Source organism: Pantoea sp. ACRSB (assembly GCF_022346905.1).
Classification (GTDB): Bacteria; Pseudomonadota; Gammaproteobacteria; order Enterobacterales; family Enterobacteriaceae; genus Pantoea; species Pantoea piersonii.
Genome location: NZ_JAKRNL010000001.1, coordinates 790,423 through 810,297 on the forward strand (window position 1 = coordinate 790,423; position 19,875 = coordinate 810,297).

General features: G+C 60.9%; 16 protein-coding genes. 4 read left to right on the plus strand and 12 right to left on the minus strand.

Annotation, left to right across the window (positions count from 1 at the left end; genetic code table 11):
* Positions 1 to 5 precede the first annotated feature (5 nt).
* Both MHZ89_RS03845 and MHZ89_RS03850 read right to left on the minus strand, forming a co-directional pair.
* Positions 6 to 524 (minus strand): GNAT family N-acetyltransferase, encoded by a 519-nt coding sequence (locus tag MHZ89_RS03845; RefSeq protein WP_311781922.1) that lies wholly within the window; start codon positions 522 to 524, stop codon positions 6 to 8.
* Positions 521 to 1,084: an XRE family transcriptional regulator gene (locus MHZ89_RS03850; RefSeq protein WP_311781923.1), complete on the minus strand. Its 564-nt coding sequence runs from the start codon at positions 1,082 to 1,084 to the stop codon at positions 521 to 523. The genes MHZ89_RS03845 and MHZ89_RS03850 overlap by 4 nt, the downstream gene beginning before the upstream one ends.
* A gap of 152 nt (positions 1,085 to 1,236) precedes the next feature.
* On the opposite strand from MHZ89_RS03850, the gene MHZ89_RS03855 reads away from it, so the two are divergent.
* Entirely contained in the window at positions 1,237 to 1,977 is a 741-nt protein-coding gene (locus MHZ89_RS03855) for a MerR family transcriptional regulator (protein WP_311781924.1), read from the plus strand.
* Positions 1,978 to 2,142: 165 nt separating this feature from the next.
* Here MHZ89_RS03855 and MHZ89_RS03860 read toward each other — a convergent pair whose 3' ends face one another.
* The 4 genes from MHZ89_RS03860 to MHZ89_RS03875 are packed head-to-tail and all read right to left on the minus strand — an operon-like array spanning position 2,143 to position 5,895.
* A complete protein-coding gene (locus MHZ89_RS03860; protein ID WP_311782254.1) occupies positions 2,143 to 2,874 on the minus strand; it encodes an ABC transporter permease in 732 nt (243 codons plus the stop codon).
* Positions 2,874 to 3,809, minus strand: a complete 936-nt coding sequence (locus MHZ89_RS03865; RefSeq protein WP_311781925.1) for an ABC transporter ATP-binding protein — start codon at positions 3,807 to 3,809, stop codon at positions 2,874 to 2,876. The genes MHZ89_RS03860 and MHZ89_RS03865 overlap by 1 nt, the downstream gene beginning before the upstream one ends.
* Complete coding sequence (locus MHZ89_RS03870; RefSeq protein ID WP_311781926.1) at positions 3,796 to 4,977, minus strand: ABC transporter permease; 1,182 nt, start codon at positions 4,975 to 4,977, stop codon at positions 3,796 to 3,798. Before MHZ89_RS03870 ends, MHZ89_RS03865 begins: the two co-directional genes overlap by 14 nt.
* 3 nt (positions 4,978 to 4,980) lie before the next feature.
* Positions 4,981 to 5,895, minus strand: a complete 915-nt coding sequence (locus MHZ89_RS03875) for an ABC transporter substrate-binding protein (protein ID WP_311781927.1) — start codon at positions 5,893 to 5,895, stop codon at positions 4,981 to 4,983.
* A gap of 208 nt (positions 5,896 to 6,103) precedes the next feature.
* Between MHZ89_RS03875 and MHZ89_RS03880 the strand changes: the two genes are divergently transcribed.
* A complete protein-coding gene (locus tag MHZ89_RS03880; protein ID WP_311781928.1) occupies positions 6,104 to 7,579 on the plus strand; it encodes an MFS transporter in 1,476 nt (491 codons plus the stop codon).
* Between the two features lie 90 nt (positions 7,580 to 7,669).
* On the opposite strand, the gene idi is transcribed toward MHZ89_RS03880, so the two are convergent.
* From idi to MHZ89_RS03895, 3 genes are all read right to left on the minus strand, one after another.
* Positions 7,670 to 8,203, minus strand: a complete 534-nt coding sequence (gene idi / locus MHZ89_RS03885; protein ID WP_120451616.1) for an isopentenyl-diphosphate Delta-isomerase — start codon at positions 8,201 to 8,203, stop codon at positions 7,670 to 7,672.
* Between the two features lie 119 nt (positions 8,204 to 8,322).
* Positions 8,323 to 10,218, minus strand: a complete 1,896-nt coding sequence (locus tag MHZ89_RS03890; protein ID WP_311781929.1) for a methyl-accepting chemotaxis protein — start codon at positions 10,216 to 10,218, stop codon at positions 8,323 to 8,325.
* Positions 10,219 to 10,382: 164 nt separating this feature from the next.
* Entirely contained in the window at positions 10,383 to 11,492 is a 1,110-nt protein-coding gene (locus MHZ89_RS03895; RefSeq protein ID WP_269949257.1) for a suppressor of fused domain protein, read from the minus strand.
* Between the two features lie 262 nt (positions 11,493 to 11,754).
* Between MHZ89_RS03895 and MHZ89_RS03900 the strand changes: the two genes are divergently transcribed.
* The gene (locus tag MHZ89_RS03900; RefSeq protein WP_311781930.1) at positions 11,755 to 12,048 is read left to right on the plus strand and encodes a hypothetical protein; all 294 of its coding nucleotides are present in this window, start codon (positions 11,755 to 11,757) and stop codon (positions 12,046 to 12,048) included.
* A gap of 85 nt (positions 12,049 to 12,133) precedes the next feature.
* Here the strand turns inward: MHZ89_RS03900 and MHZ89_RS03905 are convergent, their stop codons facing one another.
* Both MHZ89_RS03905 and bglX read right to left on the minus strand, forming a co-directional pair.
* A complete protein-coding gene (locus MHZ89_RS03905; protein WP_311781931.1) occupies positions 12,134 to 13,006 on the minus strand; it encodes an oxygenase MpaB family protein in 873 nt (290 codons plus the stop codon).
* Between the two features lie 72 nt (positions 13,007 to 13,078).
* On the minus strand, positions 13,079 to 15,376 hold the full coding sequence (bglX, locus tag MHZ89_RS03910) for a beta-glucosidase BglX (protein ID WP_311781932.1): 2,298 nt from the start codon (positions 15,374 to 15,376) through the stop codon (positions 13,079 to 13,081).
* 156 nt (positions 15,377 to 15,532) lie between these two features.
* Between bglX and dld the strand changes: the two genes are divergently transcribed.
* Positions 15,533 to 17,245, plus strand: a complete 1,713-nt coding sequence (dld, locus tag MHZ89_RS03915; RefSeq protein ID WP_120451604.1) for a D-lactate dehydrogenase — start codon at positions 15,533 to 15,535, stop codon at positions 17,243 to 17,245.
* Positions 17,246 to 17,408: 163 nt separating this feature from the next.
* Here the strand turns inward: dld and MHZ89_RS03920 are convergent, their stop codons facing one another.
* Positions 17,409 to 19,847, minus strand: a complete 2,439-nt coding sequence (locus tag MHZ89_RS03920; RefSeq protein ID WP_311781933.1) for a DUF3772 domain-containing protein — start codon at positions 19,845 to 19,847, stop codon at positions 17,409 to 17,411.
* Between the last annotated feature and the right edge of the window lie 28 nt (positions 19,848 to 19,875).

Here is a 19,875-nt window from a genome sequence, read left to right on the forward strand (position 1 = left end):
TCCAGTTAAGCCAGCTGCTTAAACATCACCGTTGTCGCCTCCCGCTCGCCGGTGACTGACTCGGCGTAGCAGGGAATCGATCCGGCTATCTGCCAGCCCAGCGAAAGATAGAGGTGGCTGGCGACGTCGCCGCTGCGGGTATCAAGCACCAGCAAGGTTTTACCCAGCGCCTGCGCCCGCTGTTCGGCCTGCTGCATCAGCTGGCGCGCAATGCCCTGACGTCGGGCATGCGGATGCACCAGCAGCTTGCTGATCTCCGCGCGGTGGCGGCCGTTAGGCATGCCTGCCGCGTTAATCATCACGGTACCGACGACCTTGCCATACTGGCAGGCGATAAGAAGTTCATTCTCGCCGGGAGCGAGGCTTTCTGCGCGGCCTTGCCAGAAACGCTCAACCACCGCGCTGTCCTGCGGATCGGTGAAGCCGATACTGGCACCGTCCGCCACGCACGCCAGCAGCACATCGCTGAGGGAGAGTAACCGCTGCCGCGCCTGAGCGGCGTCAATCCATTCATATGTTGTCATGGTTTGCATACCACCAGCACATAGCGCGCGCCGTCGGTGAGGTGCGCTTCAAACGCGGAGCGGCCAGTCAGATGAAAGCGCAGGCAATCGCCCGTCTGCAGCGTCCAGCTCTGCCCGTCCATGGTGATGGTCAGCCCGCCTTGCTGCAGCCAGATGTGCTGCTCCAGCCCCTGAACGGGCGGGGCGTCATAGTCGATGCGCGCGCCGGGACGCAGCTGGCCTTCAACCAGCTCTGCGCGAAAATGGGACGCTGGCGGCGAGACGTTGCGGCGCACAAAGCCACTTTCATCGTCGCGCCATAGCGGCTGCTGCTCCGGCGTCAGCAACAGATCAACGCCCTCTTCCACTTCACTTAGCAGGCGCGACATGGTAAGACCATAAGCTACGCATAAACGGTTTAATAACGCAGCCGTGGGGCTGGTTTCGCCGCGCTCAATACGCGACAATGATGCGCGGCTGATGCCGGTCGCCGTGGCGAGTTCATCCAGTGACCAGCCGCGTTGAACGCGGAGTTCTGCAAGGCGGGCCGCGAGGCGCTGTTCGGTATCTTCAGTTAACACGAGTAACCTCTCATATCTGAGAATAATTTCTCACACATGAGATCTAGCGTGAAACTGGCTTTACCGTCAACTTGTACATATAAAAAACATTTGTACAAGTTGATCGGGTTGGTTAAGGTTATCTGATTGCGGTCAGGAAGTTTGGGGAAGTTATGGCCTTTTACAGTATCGGTGACGTTGCCGAACGCTGTGGAATAAATCCAGTCACGCTGCGCGCGTGGCAACGGCGTTATGGCTTACTGAAGCCACAGCGCTCGGAGGGTGGACATCGTCAGTTTGATGACGAGGATGTTCAGCGCATTGAAGAAATTAAACGCTGGATCGAAAGCGGCGTACCGGTGGGCAAAGTCAAAGCGCTGCTCGAAGGCGAAAGCCTGAATGTGCATGACGGCTGGGTCAACCTGCAGGAAGAGCTGATGAGCGTGTTGCGTCACGTCAAGCCTGCAAAGCTGCGCGCTAAAATCGCGGCGCTTGGACGGGAAAACCCGGTAGACGCGCTTATCGATCACGTCATTATGCCGGTGCGGCAGAAACTTGGGCTGGATCAGAATACCGCGCGCGTGATGAGCAGCCTGCTGGATGGCGCGCTGATCGACTACGTCGCCTTCTGTCTTGCCGCCAGCCGCAAGAAAGCGGGTAAAGACGCGCTGATCCTCGGCTGGGCGGTGGAAGATCGCACCCGTATCTGGCTGGAAGCCTGGCGCCTTGCCCAGGAGGGCTGGCGGCTGGACGTGCTGGCGGAGCCGCTGGATCTGCCGCGTCCTGAGCTTTTTCCCGGTCAGACCATTTTTGTCTGGACCGGAAAAAAACTGACTCGTCGCCAGCAGGAGCAGCTGACGCACTGGCAGGAACAGGGCTTTTCCATTCGCGCGCACGAAACGCGCTTTCAGTAAAACGCACGCAGGGCCCTTTTCGCCTCGCCCTGCCCGCGTTATTATCCCCGGCTTTCAGGCTTCAATCAGGTTTCCGCATGAACTGGCAAAAAATCTTCTTCGCAACGCTGTTTTTCATTATGGCCGTCGGCGGCACCGGCGGGCTGATGCTGGTCGGCTACACCCTTATTCTCCACTCACGCTAAGTCGGCGCTGCAGGCGCTCAAACAGGCGATCGCTGACAATGGCCAGCAGCGCTACCAGCAGCGCCCCCTGAATAACATAGGCGGTGTTGAAGCCGCTCAGGCCGATAATCACCGGCGAGCCGAGGCTTTCCGCGCCCACCGTCGAGGCGATAGCCGCAGTGCCGATATTGACGATCACTGAGGTGCGTACGCCAGCCAGAATCACCGGCGCAGCCAGCGCCAGCTCTACCTGCCACAAACGCTGCCATGCGCTCATGCCGACCCCGTCGGCGAGCTCCCTGCTGCTGGCGGGCACGCTATCCAGCCCGGCCAGCGTCCCCTGTAAAATCGGCAACAGACCATAGAGCAGCAGCGCCACGACCGCTGGCCAGGCGCCGAACCCCATGACCGGCACCGCAATCGCCAGCACCGCCACCGGCGGAACGGTTTGTCCGGCCGCCACGATGGTTTCCACCAGCGGACGAAAGCGGCGTCCCGCGCGGCGCGTGACCAGCACGCCACCGCCTGCGCCGATCAACAACGCCAGCACGCTGGCGGTAATCACCAGAAAGAGATGCGCCAGCGCCAGCTGTAAAAAACTCTCCTGCTGATAGAGCGGGCGCGCCTGCTCAGGAAACCACCAGGCAAAAAGCGGCCCGCTGTAGGGCAAGCCGACCAGCAGAGCGATAAACAGCATAATCAGCCACAGCAGTGGATCCTTCAGCCAGCGCATCATGAACCCTCACGCAGGGTCAGCAGATCGCTGAAGTAGAGCACACCCAGCGGCTGCTGGCGCTCATCCACCACCGGCAGCTTATCGGCGCGCCGGGCGATAAACTGCGACAGCGCTTCGCGCAGTGACTGGGCGGCGCTCAGCGGCTCGCCCTCCAGCCACTCGCCGCGCCGCGCCGCGTTGCCCACCTGCCCCAGCGACAGCAGCCGCACGCCCAGTTCGCTTCTGCCGAAGAAGTCCTGCACAAAGTCGTTTTTCGGCTGCGTCAGCAGCGCGGCGGGCTTGCCCTGTTGAACGATCTCGCCGTTATCCATCAACACAATGTTATCCGCCAGCGTCAGCGCCTCGTCGATATCGTGCGTTACCAGCACGATAGTGCGGCCCGACAGGCGGTGAATGCGCAACATCTCCTGCTGCAGCGCGCCGCGCGTAACCGGATCGAGCGCGCCGAAGGGCTCATCCATCAGCAAGACTTCGGGATCGGCCGCCAGCGCACGCGCGACGCCGACGCGCTGCTGCTGTCCGCCTGAAAGCTGATGCGGCAGACGGCGCGCCAGATGCCCATCCAGGCTGAGCAGCGTCAGCAGCTCCTCAACCCGCGCGCGAATGCGGGCCTTGGGCCAGCCGAGCAGCGCAGGTACGGTGGCAATATTCTTTTCTACCGTCCAGTGAGGAAACAGGCCGATCGACTGAATGGCGTAGCCCATGCGCCGACGTAAATCGCGCGCGTCAAGCTGGCGAATCGACTCGCCAGCGAAGCGTATTTCACCCTCGTCATACTCCACCAGCCGGTTGATCATTTTCAGCGTGGTTGATTTGCCGGAACCGGATGTGCCGAGCAGCACGCTGAACTCACCCTCACCAATCTGTAGCGTCAGGTCTTTGACCGCCGCTTTGTCGCCAAAGTACTTACTGACGCCGTTAAAGTGAATCATGGGTTCTCTCCAGCAGGGAAATCAGCAGGCGGAACAGCGCATCGATCGCCACCGCCAGCGCAATCACCGGGATCACGCCGAGCAGCACCAGATCGAGCGCGCTGCTGAGCAATCCCTGAAAAATAATGGCGCCGAAGCCGCCTGCGCCGATCAGCGCGGCGATGACCGCCATGCCCAGCGTCTGCACCACCACCACGCGCAGTCCGGCGAGCCACACCGGCAGCGCCAGCGGCACGTCGACGGCAAAAAAGCGCTGAAGCTGACCCATGCCCATGCCGCGCGCGCTTTCGCGCACGTCGCGCGGCACCTGCTGCAGTCCGGCCACTACGCTGCGCACCAGCGGCAGCAACGCATAGAGCGTGAGCGCGATCAGCGCCGGGGCCATGCCGATGCCGCTGATGCCCCACCCCTTAAGCCAGGGAAAGGATTTCGCCAGCCCGGCCAGCGGCGCGATCAGCAGGCCGAAGAGCGCCACAGACGGTACGGTCTGGATAACGTTCAGCACGCTAAAGACGCCGCTCTGCCAACCCGGACGCCGGTAGAGCAGGACGCCGAGCGGCAGACCGATCAGCAGCGCGGGCAGCAGCGTGCCGCAGAGCAGCGTCAGGTGCCGCGCCAGCGCCGCGTCAAACACCGCCTGCCGGTTGGCGTACTCCTTCAGCAGCGACAGCGCGTTTAGCTCGCCGCTGAACAGCATCAGCAACGGCAGCAGCCAGATCTGCAGATTGAGCAGCAGCCGCCAGAGGTTATTGCGCGTCAGATTGCGCGCCAGTTCCGCGCCCAGCAGCAGCGTGACGCCGCACGCCAGCCACAAGCCGCTGCCGAAGCTGGTTCTCGCCAGGGCGCTGCCCTGCGCCGCCAGTCGCGCCGCTTCATGTCCGCTCAGCCAGACCATGCCGGTCAGCAGCGCGTCGCAGGCGAGCAGCATCAGCGCAAGCGGCGCCTGCGTCGGACGCGCCCACAGCAGCAGCCAGAGCGCCGCCAGCGGCAGCGCCAGCCATCCGGCGTCGCTCACCTGGCCCAGCATCAGCGGCTGGCCGGAGACCAGCCGGTTCGGCGCGTAGCTGAGAAACGGCAGCCAGTAGAGCGCCAGGCTTAACAACAACAGCAGCAGCAGCGCCACCGGCTGGCGGCGCGCTGGCAGCATCGCTTCCCGCGATAGCGCCATGGCTTACAGCAGCTTCTGCTGCTGCAGCCACGCTTTCGCCACGCTGCTGGCATCCTGGCCCTCTACCGCGATCTTCGCGTTAAGCTGCTGCAGCGTTTTCTCATCCAGCTTGCTGAAGACCGGTTTCAGCCAGCTATCGATATCGGGATAGGCTTTCAGCACAGAGGCGCGGATTACCGGCGTTGGCGCATAGATAGGCTGTACGCCTTTGGGATCGCTCAGGGTTTGCAGGCCCAGCGCCGCGACCGGGCCATCGGTGCCGTAAGCCATCGCCGCGTTGACGCCGGAGGTCTGTTGCGCCGCTGCCTTGATGGTCACGGCCGTATCGCCGCCCGCCAGCGAGAGCAGCTGGCTCTGCGTCAGCTTAAAGTCATAGGCTTTTTCAAAGGCCGGCAGGGCGTCGCCGCGCTCGATAAATTCCGCCGAGGCCGCTAGTTTGAACGTGCCGCCTTTTTTCAGGTAGCGGCTGAGATCCCCAAGAGAAGTGAGCTTGTTCTGCTGCGCGACATCCTGGCGCACCGCGATGGTCCAGGTATTATTCGCCGGCGCAGGGGTCAGCCACACCAGCTGATTTTTTTCAGCGTCGAGCTTTTTCACCTTCTCGTAGCCCTGGCGTGCGTTTTTCCAGATCGGGTCTTTTTCGTCATTGAAAAAGAAGGCGCCGTTGCCGGTATATTCAGGGTAGATATCCAGTTCGCCCGCGGTAATCGCGCCGCGTACCACCTGCGTGGTGCCGAGCTGGATTTTGTTTACCGTCTTGACGCCGTGTTTCTCCAGCACCTGCAAAATCACATTGCCCAGCAGCGAACCTTCGGTATCGATTTTCGAACCTACGCGTACGGGGTCGGCGGCCTGCGCCGCGCCTGTCGCCAGCAGCAGCGCCGCTGCCGTCAATGCCAGAAAACCAGACCTTGCCATAAGGTGTTCCTTTAATTCGGTTATATGTGAGGTGCTTATAGAGGATAGTCGTTTCGTCATGCATCGCGTAACACATTGCCTGAAGCGTGAACGGTTACGCCTCAACTTTTTCATATCGTTATCGGTTCGGTTATAACGCAAAGTAATTTACGTCCAGACGTCTGGACGGTAAGCTGTCCGTTCACTCACAATAATCACAGACAACATCATGACCGATCTCACTTCATCTTCCGCCCATGTGGCGTTAACAGGGAACCGGCCCGACGGTGAAACGCAGTGGATCCGCAGCGCGGCGGACGTTTCTCGCCTGATCAACAGCGGCGACGGCGCGCGCAATAATGCGCGCATCGTGGTGGCGATCGCGCTGGGCGGCGTATTTCTCGACGCTTACGATCTCGGCGCGCTGGCGTTTGGCATTAAGGATGTGGCGCGCGAGTTTAGCCTGACCCCGACCGGCACCGGCATGGTTGCCTCCGCCATTACCTTTGGCGCCATTGTCGGCGCGTTAATCGGCGGCTATCTCACCGATAAAATCGGCCGCTATCGCGTATTTATGGCGGATATGTTCTTTTTCGTGGTGGCGGCGCTCGCCTGCGCCTTTGCGCCCAATGAGTACGTGCTGGGCGGCGCGCGCTTCGTGATGGGGCTGGGCGTTGGTATCGATCTGCCGGTGGCGATGGCGTTCCTCGCCGAGTTTTCCCGCCTGCGCGGCCAGGGCAATAAGGCCGCCAGCGTGGCGATGTGGTGCCCCACCTGGTATGCGGCGATCAGTATCTCTTATCTGCTGGTGCTGCTGCTCTATGGGGTACTGCCGGAGAGCCACACCGGCTGGCTGTGGCGCTTAATCCTCGGGTTCGGCGCGGTGCCTGCGCTGATCATTATCGCTATCCGCAGCCGCTATATGAGCGAGTCGCCGGTCTGGGCGGCGAATCAGGGCGACCTGAAAGGCGCGGCCGCGATTCTGCGCAGCGGCTGGAACATCAATGCGCAGGTGGCCGAGGATGCGGCGGCAACGCCGACCCAGCCTGCGCGCCGCGCCAGCTGGCGCAACTACGGCGCGCTGCTGCGGGGCGTTTATCTGCGCCGCACGCTGCTGGCGACCATTACCTCGGTCGCCTCTTCCTTCGCCTATAACGCGGTGGCGTTTGGCCTGCCGGTAATTATCACCAGCTTTTTCGCCCAGTCGATGCTCACCACCATTCTGGTGTCGCTGGCGCTCAATCTGCTGTTCGCTTTTGTCGGCGGCGTGCTGGCGGTGCGGCTGGTGCCGCGTCTTGGCGCATGGAGGATGTCGGTGGCGGGTTACGCCTGCCAGTGCGTGGCGCTGCTGGGGCTGGCGCTGACTGGTCGTCCCGAAGGTGGTCTGGAAGCGGGCATCGCTATTGCGATGCTGGCGCTGTTCCTGTTTGGCCAGGGTTTCGGCCCCGGCTCGCATACCATGACCTTCGCCTCGCTCAGCTATCCCACTTCGCTGCGCGGCGTCGGCGTTGGTTTTAATCAGACGCTGATGCGCGGCAGCTCTACCCTCTCGCTGTTTCTGTTTCCGGTGCTGGTCGCCGCGCTCGGTACCGGCGTCTTCTGGGTGATTTTCCTTGCGCCGCTGGCCGGTCTGCTCGCGCTGCTGGCGATCCGCTGGGAGCCGTCGGGTTATGATGTGGACGCGGAGGATTTTGCTGAGCGTTAAAAAGCGCGTCCCGCCTCTTTTCCGCGGCGGGATTCGGTTCCTTTTCTGCTTACCGGCTCAGGACAGCCTGGAAAAGGTCTGAGCCGCTATTCAGGCTGGCATACTCATTGCATTCAGGTAGGCGGGAATACGGGGAAAGGTGTAGAGAAACCAGGGCGTGAACTGCTGCGGCTCTTCCAGCATTGCGCGCTGGATCTCGCTGACGGAGCGATAGCACCAGTCGTCCGCCTCCTGCGGATTGGGCGTGGGTTTGTCATCGCTGACGGCGAAGTAGACATGCCCATACTCATGCTCGATCAGGCCGTTGCTGAGCGGCAGATTGTAGCTCAGCTCAAACACCGGGGTCAGCGACAGCTCCAGCCCCATCTCTTCGAATAAGCGGCGTTCTGCCGCCTGCTGGGTCGGCTCCGCCGGACAGGGATGGCCGCAGGTGGTATTGCTCCACAGTCCGCCGCAGTGGTATTTGCCGCTGGCGCGGCGCTGTAACAGCAACTCGCCGGAAGAATTAAATACGTAGACCGTCACCGCGCGATGCAGTAACCCCTTCTCATGCACTTCCAGCTTTTCCATTTTACCGGTGGGACGATCGAGATGATCGACGAGAATAACTTCGATAGCAGACATGAGGATTCCTTAAGATAACTCCTGGTTATTCTGGCACATCCTTGCTGTTTCATGCCGCGTGAATTCGTGCGGTTCCCCGCAAAAAAAGAGGGCCCGCCTGCGCGAGCCCTGAGTAGAGGTTACAGACGGAAGCTTTGCACCACCTGCTCCAGCTGGACGCTCTGCTCCTCCATCGCCTGGGCAGCGGCGGAAACCTGCTCCACCAGCGCGGCGTTCTGCTGCGTGGTGCCGTCGAGCTGGGTGATCGCCACGTTGACCTGTTCAATGCCCATACTCTGCTCGCGGCTGGCGGACATGATTTCGCTCATCAGCGTCGTTACGCTGCTGACGCCCTGCATCAGCTCGTCCATGGTTTCACCCGCCTGCTCGACCAGCTGGCTGCCCGCGTCGATATTAGCCACTGATTCCTCAATCAGCTTTTTAATTTCGCGCGCCGAGTTGGCTGAACGCTGCGCCAGATTGCGTACCTCCGAGGCGACCACCGCAAAGCCGCGACCCTGCTCCCCTGCTCGCGCCGCTTCCACCGCGGCGTTCAGCGCCAGGATATTGGTCTGGAAAGCGATGCTGTCGATAACGCTGATAATATCCACGACTTTGCGCGAGGAGTGATGGATCTCGCCCATAGTGCTCACTACCTGACGCACCACTTCCGTCCCACGCGCCGCCACCTGCGACGCATTGCCCGCCAGCTGATTAGCATGAGTCGCGTTGTCGGCGTTCTGGCGCACCGTACCGGTCAGCTGCTCCATAGAGGCGGCAGTCTCGACGATAGAGCTGGCCTGGTCTTCGGTGCGTGACGAGAGGTTGGCGTTGCCGCTGGCGATCTCGCGCGAAGCGGCGGTAATCGCCAGCGCGCTGTCGCCGACCTGGCGCATCAGCCCCTGCAGATAGCTGATAAAGTTGTTAAAGCTCTGCGCCACGGCGTTGAATTCCGGGCTGTTGCTGGTCGGCAAGCGCTGGGTCAGATCGGCCCCGCCCTGCGCCAGCGCGTCAATGTTGCGATGCAGTACGTTGAGGCGCTGCATCATCGAACGGATAAAGCCCAGCAGCACCAACAGCAGTATGACCGCCAGCGGGATCTGCACCAGGCCGAGACGCGTCAGCATACTGTGCGCCTGCGCGGTCAGCAGGCTGGTCGGCACATCGCTGGCCAGATACCACGGGCTGCCCGCAATAGACTGCAGGAACAGCGTATGTTCGCCATCCTCGCCGTCAAAGGTGGTTTCAGTCGGCTGCGTGCCGGCGCTGCTCAGCAGGCCTTTCAGCGGCGCCGCCATCGGCAGTTGCAGATCGCTCAGGTTCTCCAGCTTCGGCGTACCGTCCACCAGCGCGGCGTTGCCCACGACTTTGCCGTCAGCCTCAACAATCAGCACGCGTCCCTGAATGGCGTCACCCATCTCTTTTGCCAGGTGGTTGAAAAAGCCGAGGGTGACGTCAATGGTGGCGACGCCCCAGACGATGCCGTCACGATAGATCGCCATGGCGCAGTTGGTGCGCGGCTGCGGGCTGGCGGCGTCCTGGTAGGCTTTCGCCCAGGCGCACTGCCCTTTAGGCGCGGCCATGCCATCTTTGTACCAGGGCTGCTCCCAGTATTTGTCGGCGGCGTCAGAGTTCCAGTAGGTATTAACCTGAAGCTGATTGCTGGCGTTGCGCGCAAAGAAGCTGCTGTCTTTCTCTTTTGCCGGATCGCGACGATTAGGCAGCGGCCAGATCCCGCCGCCGAAGACGTTGCTGTCCTGATACTGGTTTACCAGCGCAGGCAGCAGCTGATCAATGGCGGCGCTCTCCATCACGCCTGCGCCCTCGGTAATCGCGCGCTGCTGCGCCTGCACGCGGTTCATCTGTTCCACGATGCCGGTCGCCAGCGCGTCGACCTGATCGCGCACCAGCTGGCTCTGGTTAGCCGTTAACTGCGGCGCGATAAACTGTTTGATCACCACAACCGTAATAAGCATCAGAACGAGAAAAAAAAGGACAAGAACCGCAGTGAAGCGGGATTGTGTTGTTTTTAGCATCTGCTTTCCCCTGGCAGAAACGGCGCGATTGCCTGATCAGGGTTAACGGCGCGGGGAGGAGTAACTTGAGGCGCGCTAGATCACAATTTTAACAACTCATTGACAGAGCCGATGATTTAGTGAGAAACGGGTGTGCGGCGCGCTGCGCTAACAGCGCGTCGTCGTCAGATTTCGCTGTCCACCACCTGCTGGCGCGGGCGGAAAATATGATTATTGCCCGCCGCCATCAGCAGTTCCGTTAGCTGCTGGCCGCCCAGTTCATTTGCCTGCGCGAACTGGCGCTCCGCTTCGGTGATCGGCGTCGCCCACAACAGGTTAGGCCGATCGCCGTCGCGCCTGGAGAGCGTAAACTGCGCGGCCTCATCCGCCAGCGCGTTGGTCAACAGGAAGCTGTCAAAGCCGACCGGCGCCACTTCCGACGCCAGCGTATGGCCCTCGCCCAGCCAGGTCAGACGCGCCCAGGGAAGATGAGCGAACTCCGCCAGCGCGCTCGCCATCTGCACCGCGTTGCCCTCGGTCATCACCTCGCCATCCACCGCCATCGCCAGCTCGATACGGCGATATTGCGGTGCCAGCTCGTCGAACAGGTAATCGACCTGCGGCATCGGACGGATGCTCATGCCGAGCGTGAGGAAATACCATGTGCCGCGGTGCCAGTGCTGGGAGATCGCCATCGGCGGCCAGCTGCCCTGATCGATCGCGTAATATTTTACCGACTCGCCGAACTGCGCCTGGTAGCTCTGCAGCAGCGCCTGCTGCACCCGCTCCCATTCGTTGCCGTCGTGCCAGTCGCGCCAGAACTGGCGCTGATGTTCCGCGCGCGCGTAGTAGTCGTTGGTGGAAGCAGAACCGAGCGGCGCGGTAAGCCGGTTCTTTTTGATACAGCCGGAGGAGAAGCTGACCTGCTTCTCCTGGTAGAGACTCCAGCCCGGAATAACCGCCAGCAGCTGACCGTAATACCACAGCGCCGCGCCGTCGTCGCTCGGCTCCCATAACACCTGCAGGCCCGCGGGATCGAGCGGCGGCTCCGCCTCCAGGGTGCGACAAAACTCGGCGCTGAGCAGCGGCGCGATGCCCTGCTCCATCGCAGCGCGATCCTCCTGCGCCGGCGCAGGCAGCAGATTGCGCAGCCAGCAGCCGCGCACCGCGTACTGGCTGCGAAACAGATCCGTCGGCCAGATGTAGAAGTAAGCGGTGCGCGCATCCTGCTCGACAATCGCCGTCAGAGTATGTTGCTGATTGTGGACCTCAGCAATCAGAGGTTGGTAAGTCATAGCGCCTCGACAAAGCTTAGGGATCCATTTCCCCGAGATTAGAGCAGGATCCGGACTGCCGCCATGTGAGACAAGGGTAAAACTCTCAAAGTCAGCGCAACGCGACTGTGCAAGGGTAAGCAAAAGTAAAGCGAGCCACGCAGGTCAATGCGGAAAGGCTCAGCGATGCTTAAGCATTGCTCGCCTGCCCGGTGAAAATCTATTCGCGTTTCTGAGGCGCAGCCGCATGTTATGGTCAGGCTTCCCTTTTTTTCGGAGGCGCATGATGCAGCCCGTTCCCGATTTCGCCTGGCGCGAGTTAGCGGTTCTCGCGCTTTTTCTCTGGCTTCTTTATCGCTACACCTGGCTGACGCTGGCGACGGCGCTGATTGTGGCGGGCCTGGCGGCGCTGGTGCTGCTGCCTGTTGATATTTACTTCAGTCTGCCGTCGCTGGGGGCGATCGGTGCCGGGATCGGCCTGCTGGCGCACTACTTTCAGCAGCGTCGGGCAGCGCGGCAGCGTCTGATGAGCAGGCCGCGCGGCTACACCCGACCGCATGATGAATTTAATACTTAACCTTTTATTACCTTTACTGGCGCAAGGCAGTTAAGCGGCTCCGCTGCGACAGCCAGACTATCGCTAATGAAACGTTAAGAAGCCGTTAAGGCTGCCGTCCCATACGCAGCATCGCGCGATGGTATGCGCCGCGCGTGATTGACCAGCGCAGCGTTTTCGCCAGCAGCCGCATTTCGGCGTCGAGCAGCGCGCGCGACAGCGGGCCAAAGCGATAGCCCGACATCTGCTGCGCCCAGCCGGGCAGCAGCGCCATGCCCGATTGCAACATGACTTTCATTGCCGGTTTTGCCTGCCAGCCCGGCGCGGGCGCCTCGCGCAGCAGTCGGGTTACCTCTGCGGTGCGCTCGTCGTAGCGCAGCTCGCCGCGCATGCGTTGCAGATAGCTGGTCACCGCCTCAACGCTTTTCGGCACTGCTGTTGCGCCCAGCGCTTCGGCGATCTGCGCCGCTTCCCGGTAATAGCGATCCTGCTCCGCCAGGCTGAGCTGCGGATTTTTAAAGCGCAGATGAGCGGCGAGAAAGGCGCTGGTTTCAGCGACGTGCACCCAGGTAAGCAGATGCGGATCGCTGGCGGCATAGGGCTGTCCGTAATTATCGACGCCGCTGACGCGCAGATGAATATTTTTGACCCGCTCAATCAGCAGGTTCGCGTCATGGCGATTGCCGAAGGTGGTGACGGCGATAAACTGGCTGGTGCGGCGCAGACGGCCGAGCATATCCTGGCGAAAGTTAGAGTGATCCCAGACGCCCGCCAGCGCGGAAGGATGCAGCATCTGCAGCAGCAAAGCGCTGATGCCGCCGCACAGCATAGAGGGGAAGTCGCCGTGTACGCGCCAGATAACGCTGTCCGGGCCAAACAGGCCAGGATCGCCGGGCGGCTGTGAAATATCGAACTCATTAAGCGCCAGGCCGTTAACGCGGAAAACCTGGTTCTGGATACGGTTACGGATGCTGTTCATAAGGGTGTGGCCAGTTCAGGCGCGCTTTCCCTTCTTCCGGCGGCAAAGCCGGAAGAAGGGTATCGCGCATGATTACAGATAGTCGAACTGCGCGTTCTGGGTACGTACAGAGTCAAGCCCGATCATCACCCGGAACTTGCCGGGTTCCGCCACCTCCTGCATCTGCTGGTTCCAGAACTTCAGCGCATCCACGTCGATCTTAAAGCTCACCATCTGCGATTCACCCGCTTTCAGCATAATTCGCTTAAAGCCGCGCAGCTCGCGTACCGGACGACTGATAGAGGCGACCGGATCGTTCAGGTACATCTGCACCACCGTCGCCCCGTCGCGGTCGCCGGTGTTGGTCACCGTGACGCTCGCCTCTATCGTGCCGTTGCGCGGCATCGTTGGTGCCGACATTTTCACCGGCGAGACGCTGAAGCGGGTATAGCTCAGCCCATAGCCAAAAGGATAGAGCGGGCCGTTTACCGTATCATAGTAATGCGAGGTGTATTTGTTCGGTTTGGCGAAGTTGTAAGGCCGTCCGGTCGGCAGATGGTTGTAGTACAGCGGGATCTGCCCTACCGAGCGCGGGAAAGTGATCGGCAGCTTGCCGGACGGGTTGTAGTCGCCGAACAGGACGTCAGCGATAGCGTTGCCCCCTTCCGTACCGCTAAACCAGGTCTCCACCAGCGCATCCGCCATACGATCTTCATTAACCAGCGTCAGCGGTCGGCCGTTCATCAGCACGATTACCAGCGGCTTGCCGGTGGCCTTCAGCGCCGCCAGCAGTTTCTGCTGGCTGGCCGGAATAGAGATCTCGCTGCGGCTGGAGGCTTCGTGCGCCATGCCCTGCGCCTCGCCGACCGCCGCGACCACCACGTCCGCCTGCTTCGCTTTCTCTACCGCCTCATCAATCATCGCCTGCGGCGTGCGTGCGTCAACCGAGACCGCCTGCTCGTAGAGGTTGAGGAAGTTCTGCACGCCTTTGTTGTCGCTGATGTTGGCGCCTTTGGCATAGAGCAGCGTCGCTTTGCCCGCGGTCGCGTTGCGCATGCCCTGCAGCAGGCTAATCGACTGTTTCGCCACGCCCGCCGCCGACCAGCTGCCCATAATGTCGCGCTGGCTGTCCGCCAGCGGGCCAATCAGCGCGATGGTGCCGGCGCGCTTCAGCGGCAGCGTCTCCAGACGGTTTTTCAGCAGAACGATGCTTTTGCGCGCCACGTCGCGCGCGTCGGCGCGGTGCAGGCGGCTTTCCGCATTGGTATCCTGCGGATCGCTCTCTTTAGCGCCGAGATGGCTGTAGGGATCGTTGAACAGTCCCATATCATATTTCACATTGAGCACATGGCGCGCCGCATCGTCGATCTCCGCCATGCTGACCGCCCCGCTCTTCACCAGGCCCGGCAGATATTTGCTGTAGTACTCGTCGCTCATGCTCATGTCGATGCCCGACTTCAGGGCAACGCGAACCGCATCTTCGGGATCGCTCGCCACGCCATGCTTGAGCAGCTCTTTAATCGCGCCGTGGTCGCTGATGGTAATGCCTTTAAATTTCCATTCGTCGCGCAGCACCGTTTTCAGCAGCCAGCTGTCCGCCGTGGCGGGCACGCCGTTAAGGGAGTTGAGCGCCACCATTACGCCGCCGCTGCCGGCATCCAGCGAGGCTTTATAAGGTGGCAGATAGTCCTGGAACAGGCGCTGCGAGCTCATGTCGACGGTATTGTAGTCGCGGCCGCCTTCGATACCGCCATAGGCGGCGAAGTGTTTGACGCTGGTCATCACCGCATAGCGATCGGCGGGGCTTTTGCCCTGCATCGCCTTCACCATGGTGCTGCCCATCTGCGAGGAGAGCCAGGTATCTTCGCCGAAGCCTTCGGAGATACGGCCCCAGCGCGGTTCGCGGCTGACGTCCACCATCGGCGCCCAGGTCATGTTCAGGCCGTCGTCGGCGGCTTCATACGCGGAGACGCGCCCGACTTCGCTTACCGCATCCAGATCCCAGCTGGCGGCAAGCCCTAGCGGAATAGGAAAGATGGTGCGCTGACCGTGTACCACGTCATAGGCAAAAAAGAGCGGAATTTTCAGGCGGCTAAGCTGCATCACCTGATCCTGCATGGCGCGGATATCCTGGCGCGTCACGGTATTGAAAATCGCGCCGACCTGACCTTTCTGGATCATGTCGCGAATCGCCTCTTTCGGATTATCCGGCCCCACGCTGATTAGCCTGAGCTGGCCAATTTTTTCGTCCAGCGTCATTTTGGTCAGAAGCTGATTAACAAAAGCGTCGCGCGCCTGGGCGTTCATGGGATGGGGTCCAGTCAGCTCTTCGGCCAGCGCGGGTTGCAGAGCGAGTGAGACAGCGAGACTAACAGAGTAAATCCATTTCATCAGGTTGGGTTCTCTTAAGTGACTGCGCAATATCGAATAAACAGGCGGCAGTGTGCCACAAGTTCAGGATAGCAGGTAGCCGTTAGCGTCACACTGCCGCCTGCTTTTCGCTGACGTGCTACAGTAAGGGCGCCATGTCATGACAAGGAGTTGCACATGATCCACTCAGCGTCTCATTCCGCTTTACTCACCGACCTGCGCCGCCACGTTGGCGCCTCTCATCTGCTGACCGACAAAGAGCAAACCGCACGCTACCGCAAAGGCTTTCGTTCCGGCGAGGGCGACGCGCTGGCCGTGGTGTTTCCCGGTACGCTACTGGAGATGTGGCGCGTGCTGCAAACCCTGGTCAGCGCCGACGCCATTATTCTGATGCAGGCGGCCAATACGGGCCTGACGGAAGGATCGACGCCCAACGGCAACGACTACGATCGGCCGGTGGTGATTATCAGCACGCGACGTCTCGATAAGCTGCAGCTGATCGATGACGGCAGGCAGGTGCTGGCTTTCCCAGGCAGCACCCTTTACCAGCTGGAGAAAACGCTGAAGCCGCTTAATCGCGAGCCGCATTCGGTTATCGGCTCCTCCTGTATTGGCGCCTCGGTGCTGGGCGGCGTCTGCAATAACTCCGGCGGCTCGCTGATCAAGCGCGGCCCGGCCTATAGCGAGATGGCGCTGTTTGCTCAGGTCGATGAGCAAGGCAAGCTGAAGCTGGTAAACCATCTCGGCATCACGCTCGGCACGTCGCCGGAAGAGATCCTGGGCAGGCTCGATGATGAGCGCTGGCGTCCGGAGGATGTGCAGCACGACGGGCGTCACGCCTCCGATCCCGACTATGCCGACCGCGTACGTCACGTGGACGCCGATACGCCAGCGCGCTTCAATGCCGATGCGCGCCGGTTGTTTGAGGCATCCGGCTGCGCGGGCAAGCTGGCGGTATTCGCGGTGCGGCTGGACACTTTCCCCTGCGAACCGCAGCAGCAGGTGTTCTATATCGGCACCAACGATCCGGCGGTGCTGAGCGATATCCGCCGCCATATTCTGGCCCACTTTACCCAGCTGCCGGTGGCGGCCGAATATATGCATCGCGATATGTATGACATCGCCGAAGTCTACGGCAAAGATACGTTTCTGATGATCGACAAGCTCGGCACCGACAAGATGCCGCTGTTCTTTACGCTGAAGGGGCGCGTTGACGCCTGGCTGGCGAAGCTGAGCTTCGTTAAGCCGCACTTTACCGACCGTCTGCTGCAGCGCATTAGCACCCTGTTCCCGGCGCACCTGCCGAAGCGCATGAAGCAGTACCGGGATAAATATGCGCATCATCTGCTGCTGAAGATGTCCGGTGCGGGCGTCGAGGAAGCGCGCGAGTATCTGAAAGATTATTTCCACGAAGGCGGCGGCGAGTTTTTCGAGTGTGAAGGCAAAGAGGGCGCGCACGCCTTTTTACATCGTTTTGCCGCAGCAGGCGCGGCGGTGCGCTATCACGCGGTGCACGCCGACGAGGTAGAGGATATCCTGGCGCTCGATATTGCGCTGCGCCGCAACGACCGCGACTGGTTTGAAACCCTGCCGCCAGAGATTACCCAGTCGCTGATCCATCGCCTCTATTACGGCCACTTCTTCTGCCACGTTTTCCATCAGGATTACATTGTGAAAAAAGGGGTGGACGCGCATGCGCTGAAAGAGCAGATGCTGGCGATTTTAGAGGCGCGCGGCGCGGAGTATCCGGCGGAACATAACGTCGGGCATCTCTATCAGGCGAAGCCGCAGCTGGCGGCCTTTTATCGTCAGCTCGATCCTACCAATACCTTTAATCCGGGCATTGGCAAAACCAGCAAGCAGAAAGGCTGGGCGGTGAAGCAATTTTAAAATAAGGCGGCTATGGCAGGCGTACTCGCGCCGGTGGCATGGTCAGAACGCAAAGTTGTTTAAGAGAGTCTTGCTCGTTCATCTCGCGCCATCCCTGGCGCGAGTCGCTTTGATCTTTTGCCCATACTACCTGCGCTTTCGCAGGCTCAGTAACCTTAAACCATCAGGACAGCGGATCCGCTTCCTGCTCCGCCATCTGCTGGCGACGCTCAATAATCATGGTCTGCGGCGTCGACAGTACGATGCCCTCTTTACGCAGCCGCGTCAGGATATCGAACAGCAGATCGCTTTTCGCGCCTGCAATCTGGCGCTGGCTGGCGACGTTGCCGGTAACGCTCAGCACGATGCCCTGCGGCGTCAGATCCTTAAAGGAGACTGACGGCTCCGGCGTCTCAAGAATGCGTTCGTTCTCGTTATAGACCTCCAGCAGCAGCTCGCGTACCCGCACTGGATCGATATTGAGCGGGAAAGTGAGCATGATGGTCACTACGCCCTGCGCGTTGCCCATGGTGGCGTTACGCACGTTCTGCGAGATAAACTGCGAGTTTGGCACGATAACCGTCGACTTGTCGCCAAGCTGGATTTCGGTGGCGCGCACGTTGATGCGGCGGATATCGCCTTCGATACCGCTAATGGTCACCAGATCGCCCACCTTAACCGGGCGTTCGGTCAACAGGATCAGGCCGGAGATAAAGTTCTTCACAATCTCCTGTAAACCAAAACCGATACCGACCGACAGCGCGCTGACGATCCATGCCAGCTTGTTCCACTGCAGACCCATAATCGAAAGCGTCAGCAGGATCACCAGCACAAAGCCAATATTGCTGAACAGCGTCACCAGCGACACGCGCATGCCGGCGTCCATAGTGGTTTTCGGCAGGAAGTCGCTGTCGAGCCAGCGGCGCACCCGGCGCAGCACATAGATGCCCACTACCAGACAGATAATGGCGTTGACCATGTGCGCCGGCACGATGTTCAGCGACTCCAGCCCTTTACCGCCCCAGAACTCAATCGCTTTTTGCAGCAGCTCGATCGGCGTCGACGAGGCGAAGGTGCCGTTAAACAGCGCCAGCGCGACAAAGCCGACCAGCAGGGTTTTACCCAGCGCCGCCAGCAGCGTTGCCGCCTGCTGCAGGTGGCGCTCGTCGATATTCAGCGACGTTTGCAGCCGCCTTCCCGTCAGGCTGTTAACGGAAAAGAGGTTTTCGCAGCCGTCATTAATCAGATGGCTAAGGAAGTAGAAGGAGCCGAACAGAATGCCGCACCACACCACCTCATAGCTCAGGAAGCGCGCCAGCGTCACGTAGCCGATAATCAGCGACAGCAGAATAGCAACCGCCGTCAGCGTCAGCGCCATCTGAATCAGCCCCACCAGCGTGGAGCGCACTTCTGGCAGATTGCCCTCGTGCACCATGCGGCGGCGCACGCGGTTGGTGCGCATGCTGATCGCCAGAGCGGTGCTGCCGATTAACAGCGCCGTCAGGCCGTTGGCGAAAATAGTGGTGTTCAGGCTGGTGCCGACGGTGTAGTTAAAGTTCTCTACCGTCTGGAAAATAAAGACCAGCACAGCGGTAATCGGCGGGAACGGCTTCAGCGCCAGCGCCACTTCGTTGGAGATGGGCGGCAGACGCCAGCTTGGCCGACGCGTAGAAAGAAAAGCGCGTCCCAGACCGGCAATAAGGCCGCAGGAGACGCTGAGTTTCACCAGGCTGACCACAAAATCCTGCACGTCGCCGGAGACTTCATCACGGCGCGCAAACGCCAGCGCGGTGAAGTTAAAGGTCAGCACCACCGCCGCCAGCGTGGTCAGCGCAATGGTCGCCGCGAGGAAGCTGCGGCGCAGCCGCCCTTCCGGCATTTTGTGAATGCTGATCCAGGCGAGAAACTCTTCGCCGTAGCGACGTCCCAGCGTCATCACCAGCATCGCCGCCAGCAGCCAGGCGACGGTGCCAAAACGGTAGCCCGGCTCCCACGACAGCGCAGCGGAGTCTTTTAAATCCTGCAGGAAATCGTCGATCTTTTCGTTATCAAGATCCTGTTTCACAAACAGCGGCGCCCAGAAGCGCGGGCCGAAAATACTGCCGGAGTTAAGCGCCAGCTGGGTTTTCATCAGATCGCGGCGCAGGTTGGTGATCTGCGACGAGAGCATCAGCGCGCTGTTTTTAATGCCGTCCGCCTGCTTGATCTGATCGTCGAGCTTGCCCTTCTGGCTCTCCAGCGAGCTGCGTTTGCGGGTGACTTCCGGCGTCTCTTTTACGCCGCTGTCCGCTTTGGGCGCAGGGCCCAGCACCGCCAGCTGCGCGTCGAGCTGCTGACGCTGCGGCTGGAGCGCCTGAGCGAGCGTATCGGCGCTGCCCGACAGCTCCAGCGCCATCTCGTTGAGCTGCGTCAGCTGGTTTTCATTGGTCTGTCCCGACACCTGACCTTTGATCTTGTCGAGAACTTTCTGCATTTTCGGCAGTTCAACCGCCGCGTTCACTTTAGCCGCGACGTCGGTTTGTTGCGCGGCGTCGGCCGCATCGTCATCTGCCTGGCTCCGGGCGGGGAACAGGGCCACCGCCAGCAGCATTAACAGCGCGAAAAAGGAGCGTAACTTAAACATAAGAGTGGGGTTCCAGCACAAATTCAGG

Bases quoted from the DNA above. Each gene is read 5' to 3' on its own strand.
- MHZ89_RS03895 (WP_269949257.1), bottom strand. From the start codon at position 11,492: ATGACTTACCAACCTCTGATTGCTGAGGTCCACAATCAGCAACATACT.
- MHZ89_RS03905 (WP_311781931.1), bottom strand. From the start codon at position 13,006: ATGAACAGCATCCGTAACCGTATCCAGAACCAGGTTTTCCGCGTTAAC.
- bglX (WP_311781932.1), bottom strand. From the start codon at position 15,376: ATGAAATGGATTTACTCTGTTAGTCTCGCTGTCTCACTCGCTCTGCAA.
- MHZ89_RS03920 (WP_311781933.1), bottom strand. From the start codon at position 19,847: ATGTTTAAGTTACGCTCCTTTTTCGCGCTGTTAATGCTGCTGGCGGTG.
- MHZ89_RS03880 (WP_311781928.1), top strand. From the start codon at position 6,104: ATGACCGATCTCACTTCATCTTCCGCCCATGTGGCGTTAACAGGGAAC.
- MHZ89_RS03900 (WP_311781930.1), top strand. From the start codon at position 11,755: ATGATGCAGCCCGTTCCCGATTTCGCCTGGCGCGAGTTAGCGGTTCTC.
- MHZ89_RS03860 (WP_311782254.1), bottom strand. From the start codon at position 2,874: ATGCGCTGGCTGAAGGATCCACTGCTGTGGCTGATTATGCTGTTTATC.
- MHZ89_RS03870 (WP_311781926.1), bottom strand. From the start codon at position 4,977: ATGGCGCTATCGCGGGAAGCGATGCTGCCAGCGCGCCGCCAGCCGGTG.
- idi (WP_120451616.1), bottom strand. From the start codon at position 8,203: ATGTCTGCTATCGAAGTTATTCTCGTCGATCATCTCGATCGTCCCACC.
- MHZ89_RS03865 (WP_311781925.1), bottom strand. From the start codon at position 3,809: ATGATTCACTTTAACGGCGTCAGTAAGTACTTTGGCGACAAAGCGGCG.
- dld (WP_120451604.1), top strand. From the start codon at position 15,533: ATGATCCACTCAGCGTCTCATTCCGCTTTACTCACCGACCTGCGCCGC.
- MHZ89_RS03855 (WP_311781924.1), top strand. From the start codon at position 1,237: ATGGCCTTTTACAGTATCGGTGACGTTGCCGAACGCTGTGGAATAAAT.
- MHZ89_RS03845 (WP_311781922.1), bottom strand. From the start codon at position 524: ATGACAACATATGAATGGATTGACGCCGCTCAGGCGCGGCAGCGGTTA.
- MHZ89_RS03890 (WP_311781929.1), bottom strand. From the start codon at position 10,218: ATGCTAAAAACAACACAATCCCGCTTCACTGCGGTTCTTGTCCTTTTT.
- MHZ89_RS03875 (WP_311781927.1), bottom strand. From the start codon at position 5,895: ATGGCAAGGTCTGGTTTTCTGGCATTGACGGCAGCGGCGCTGCTGCTG.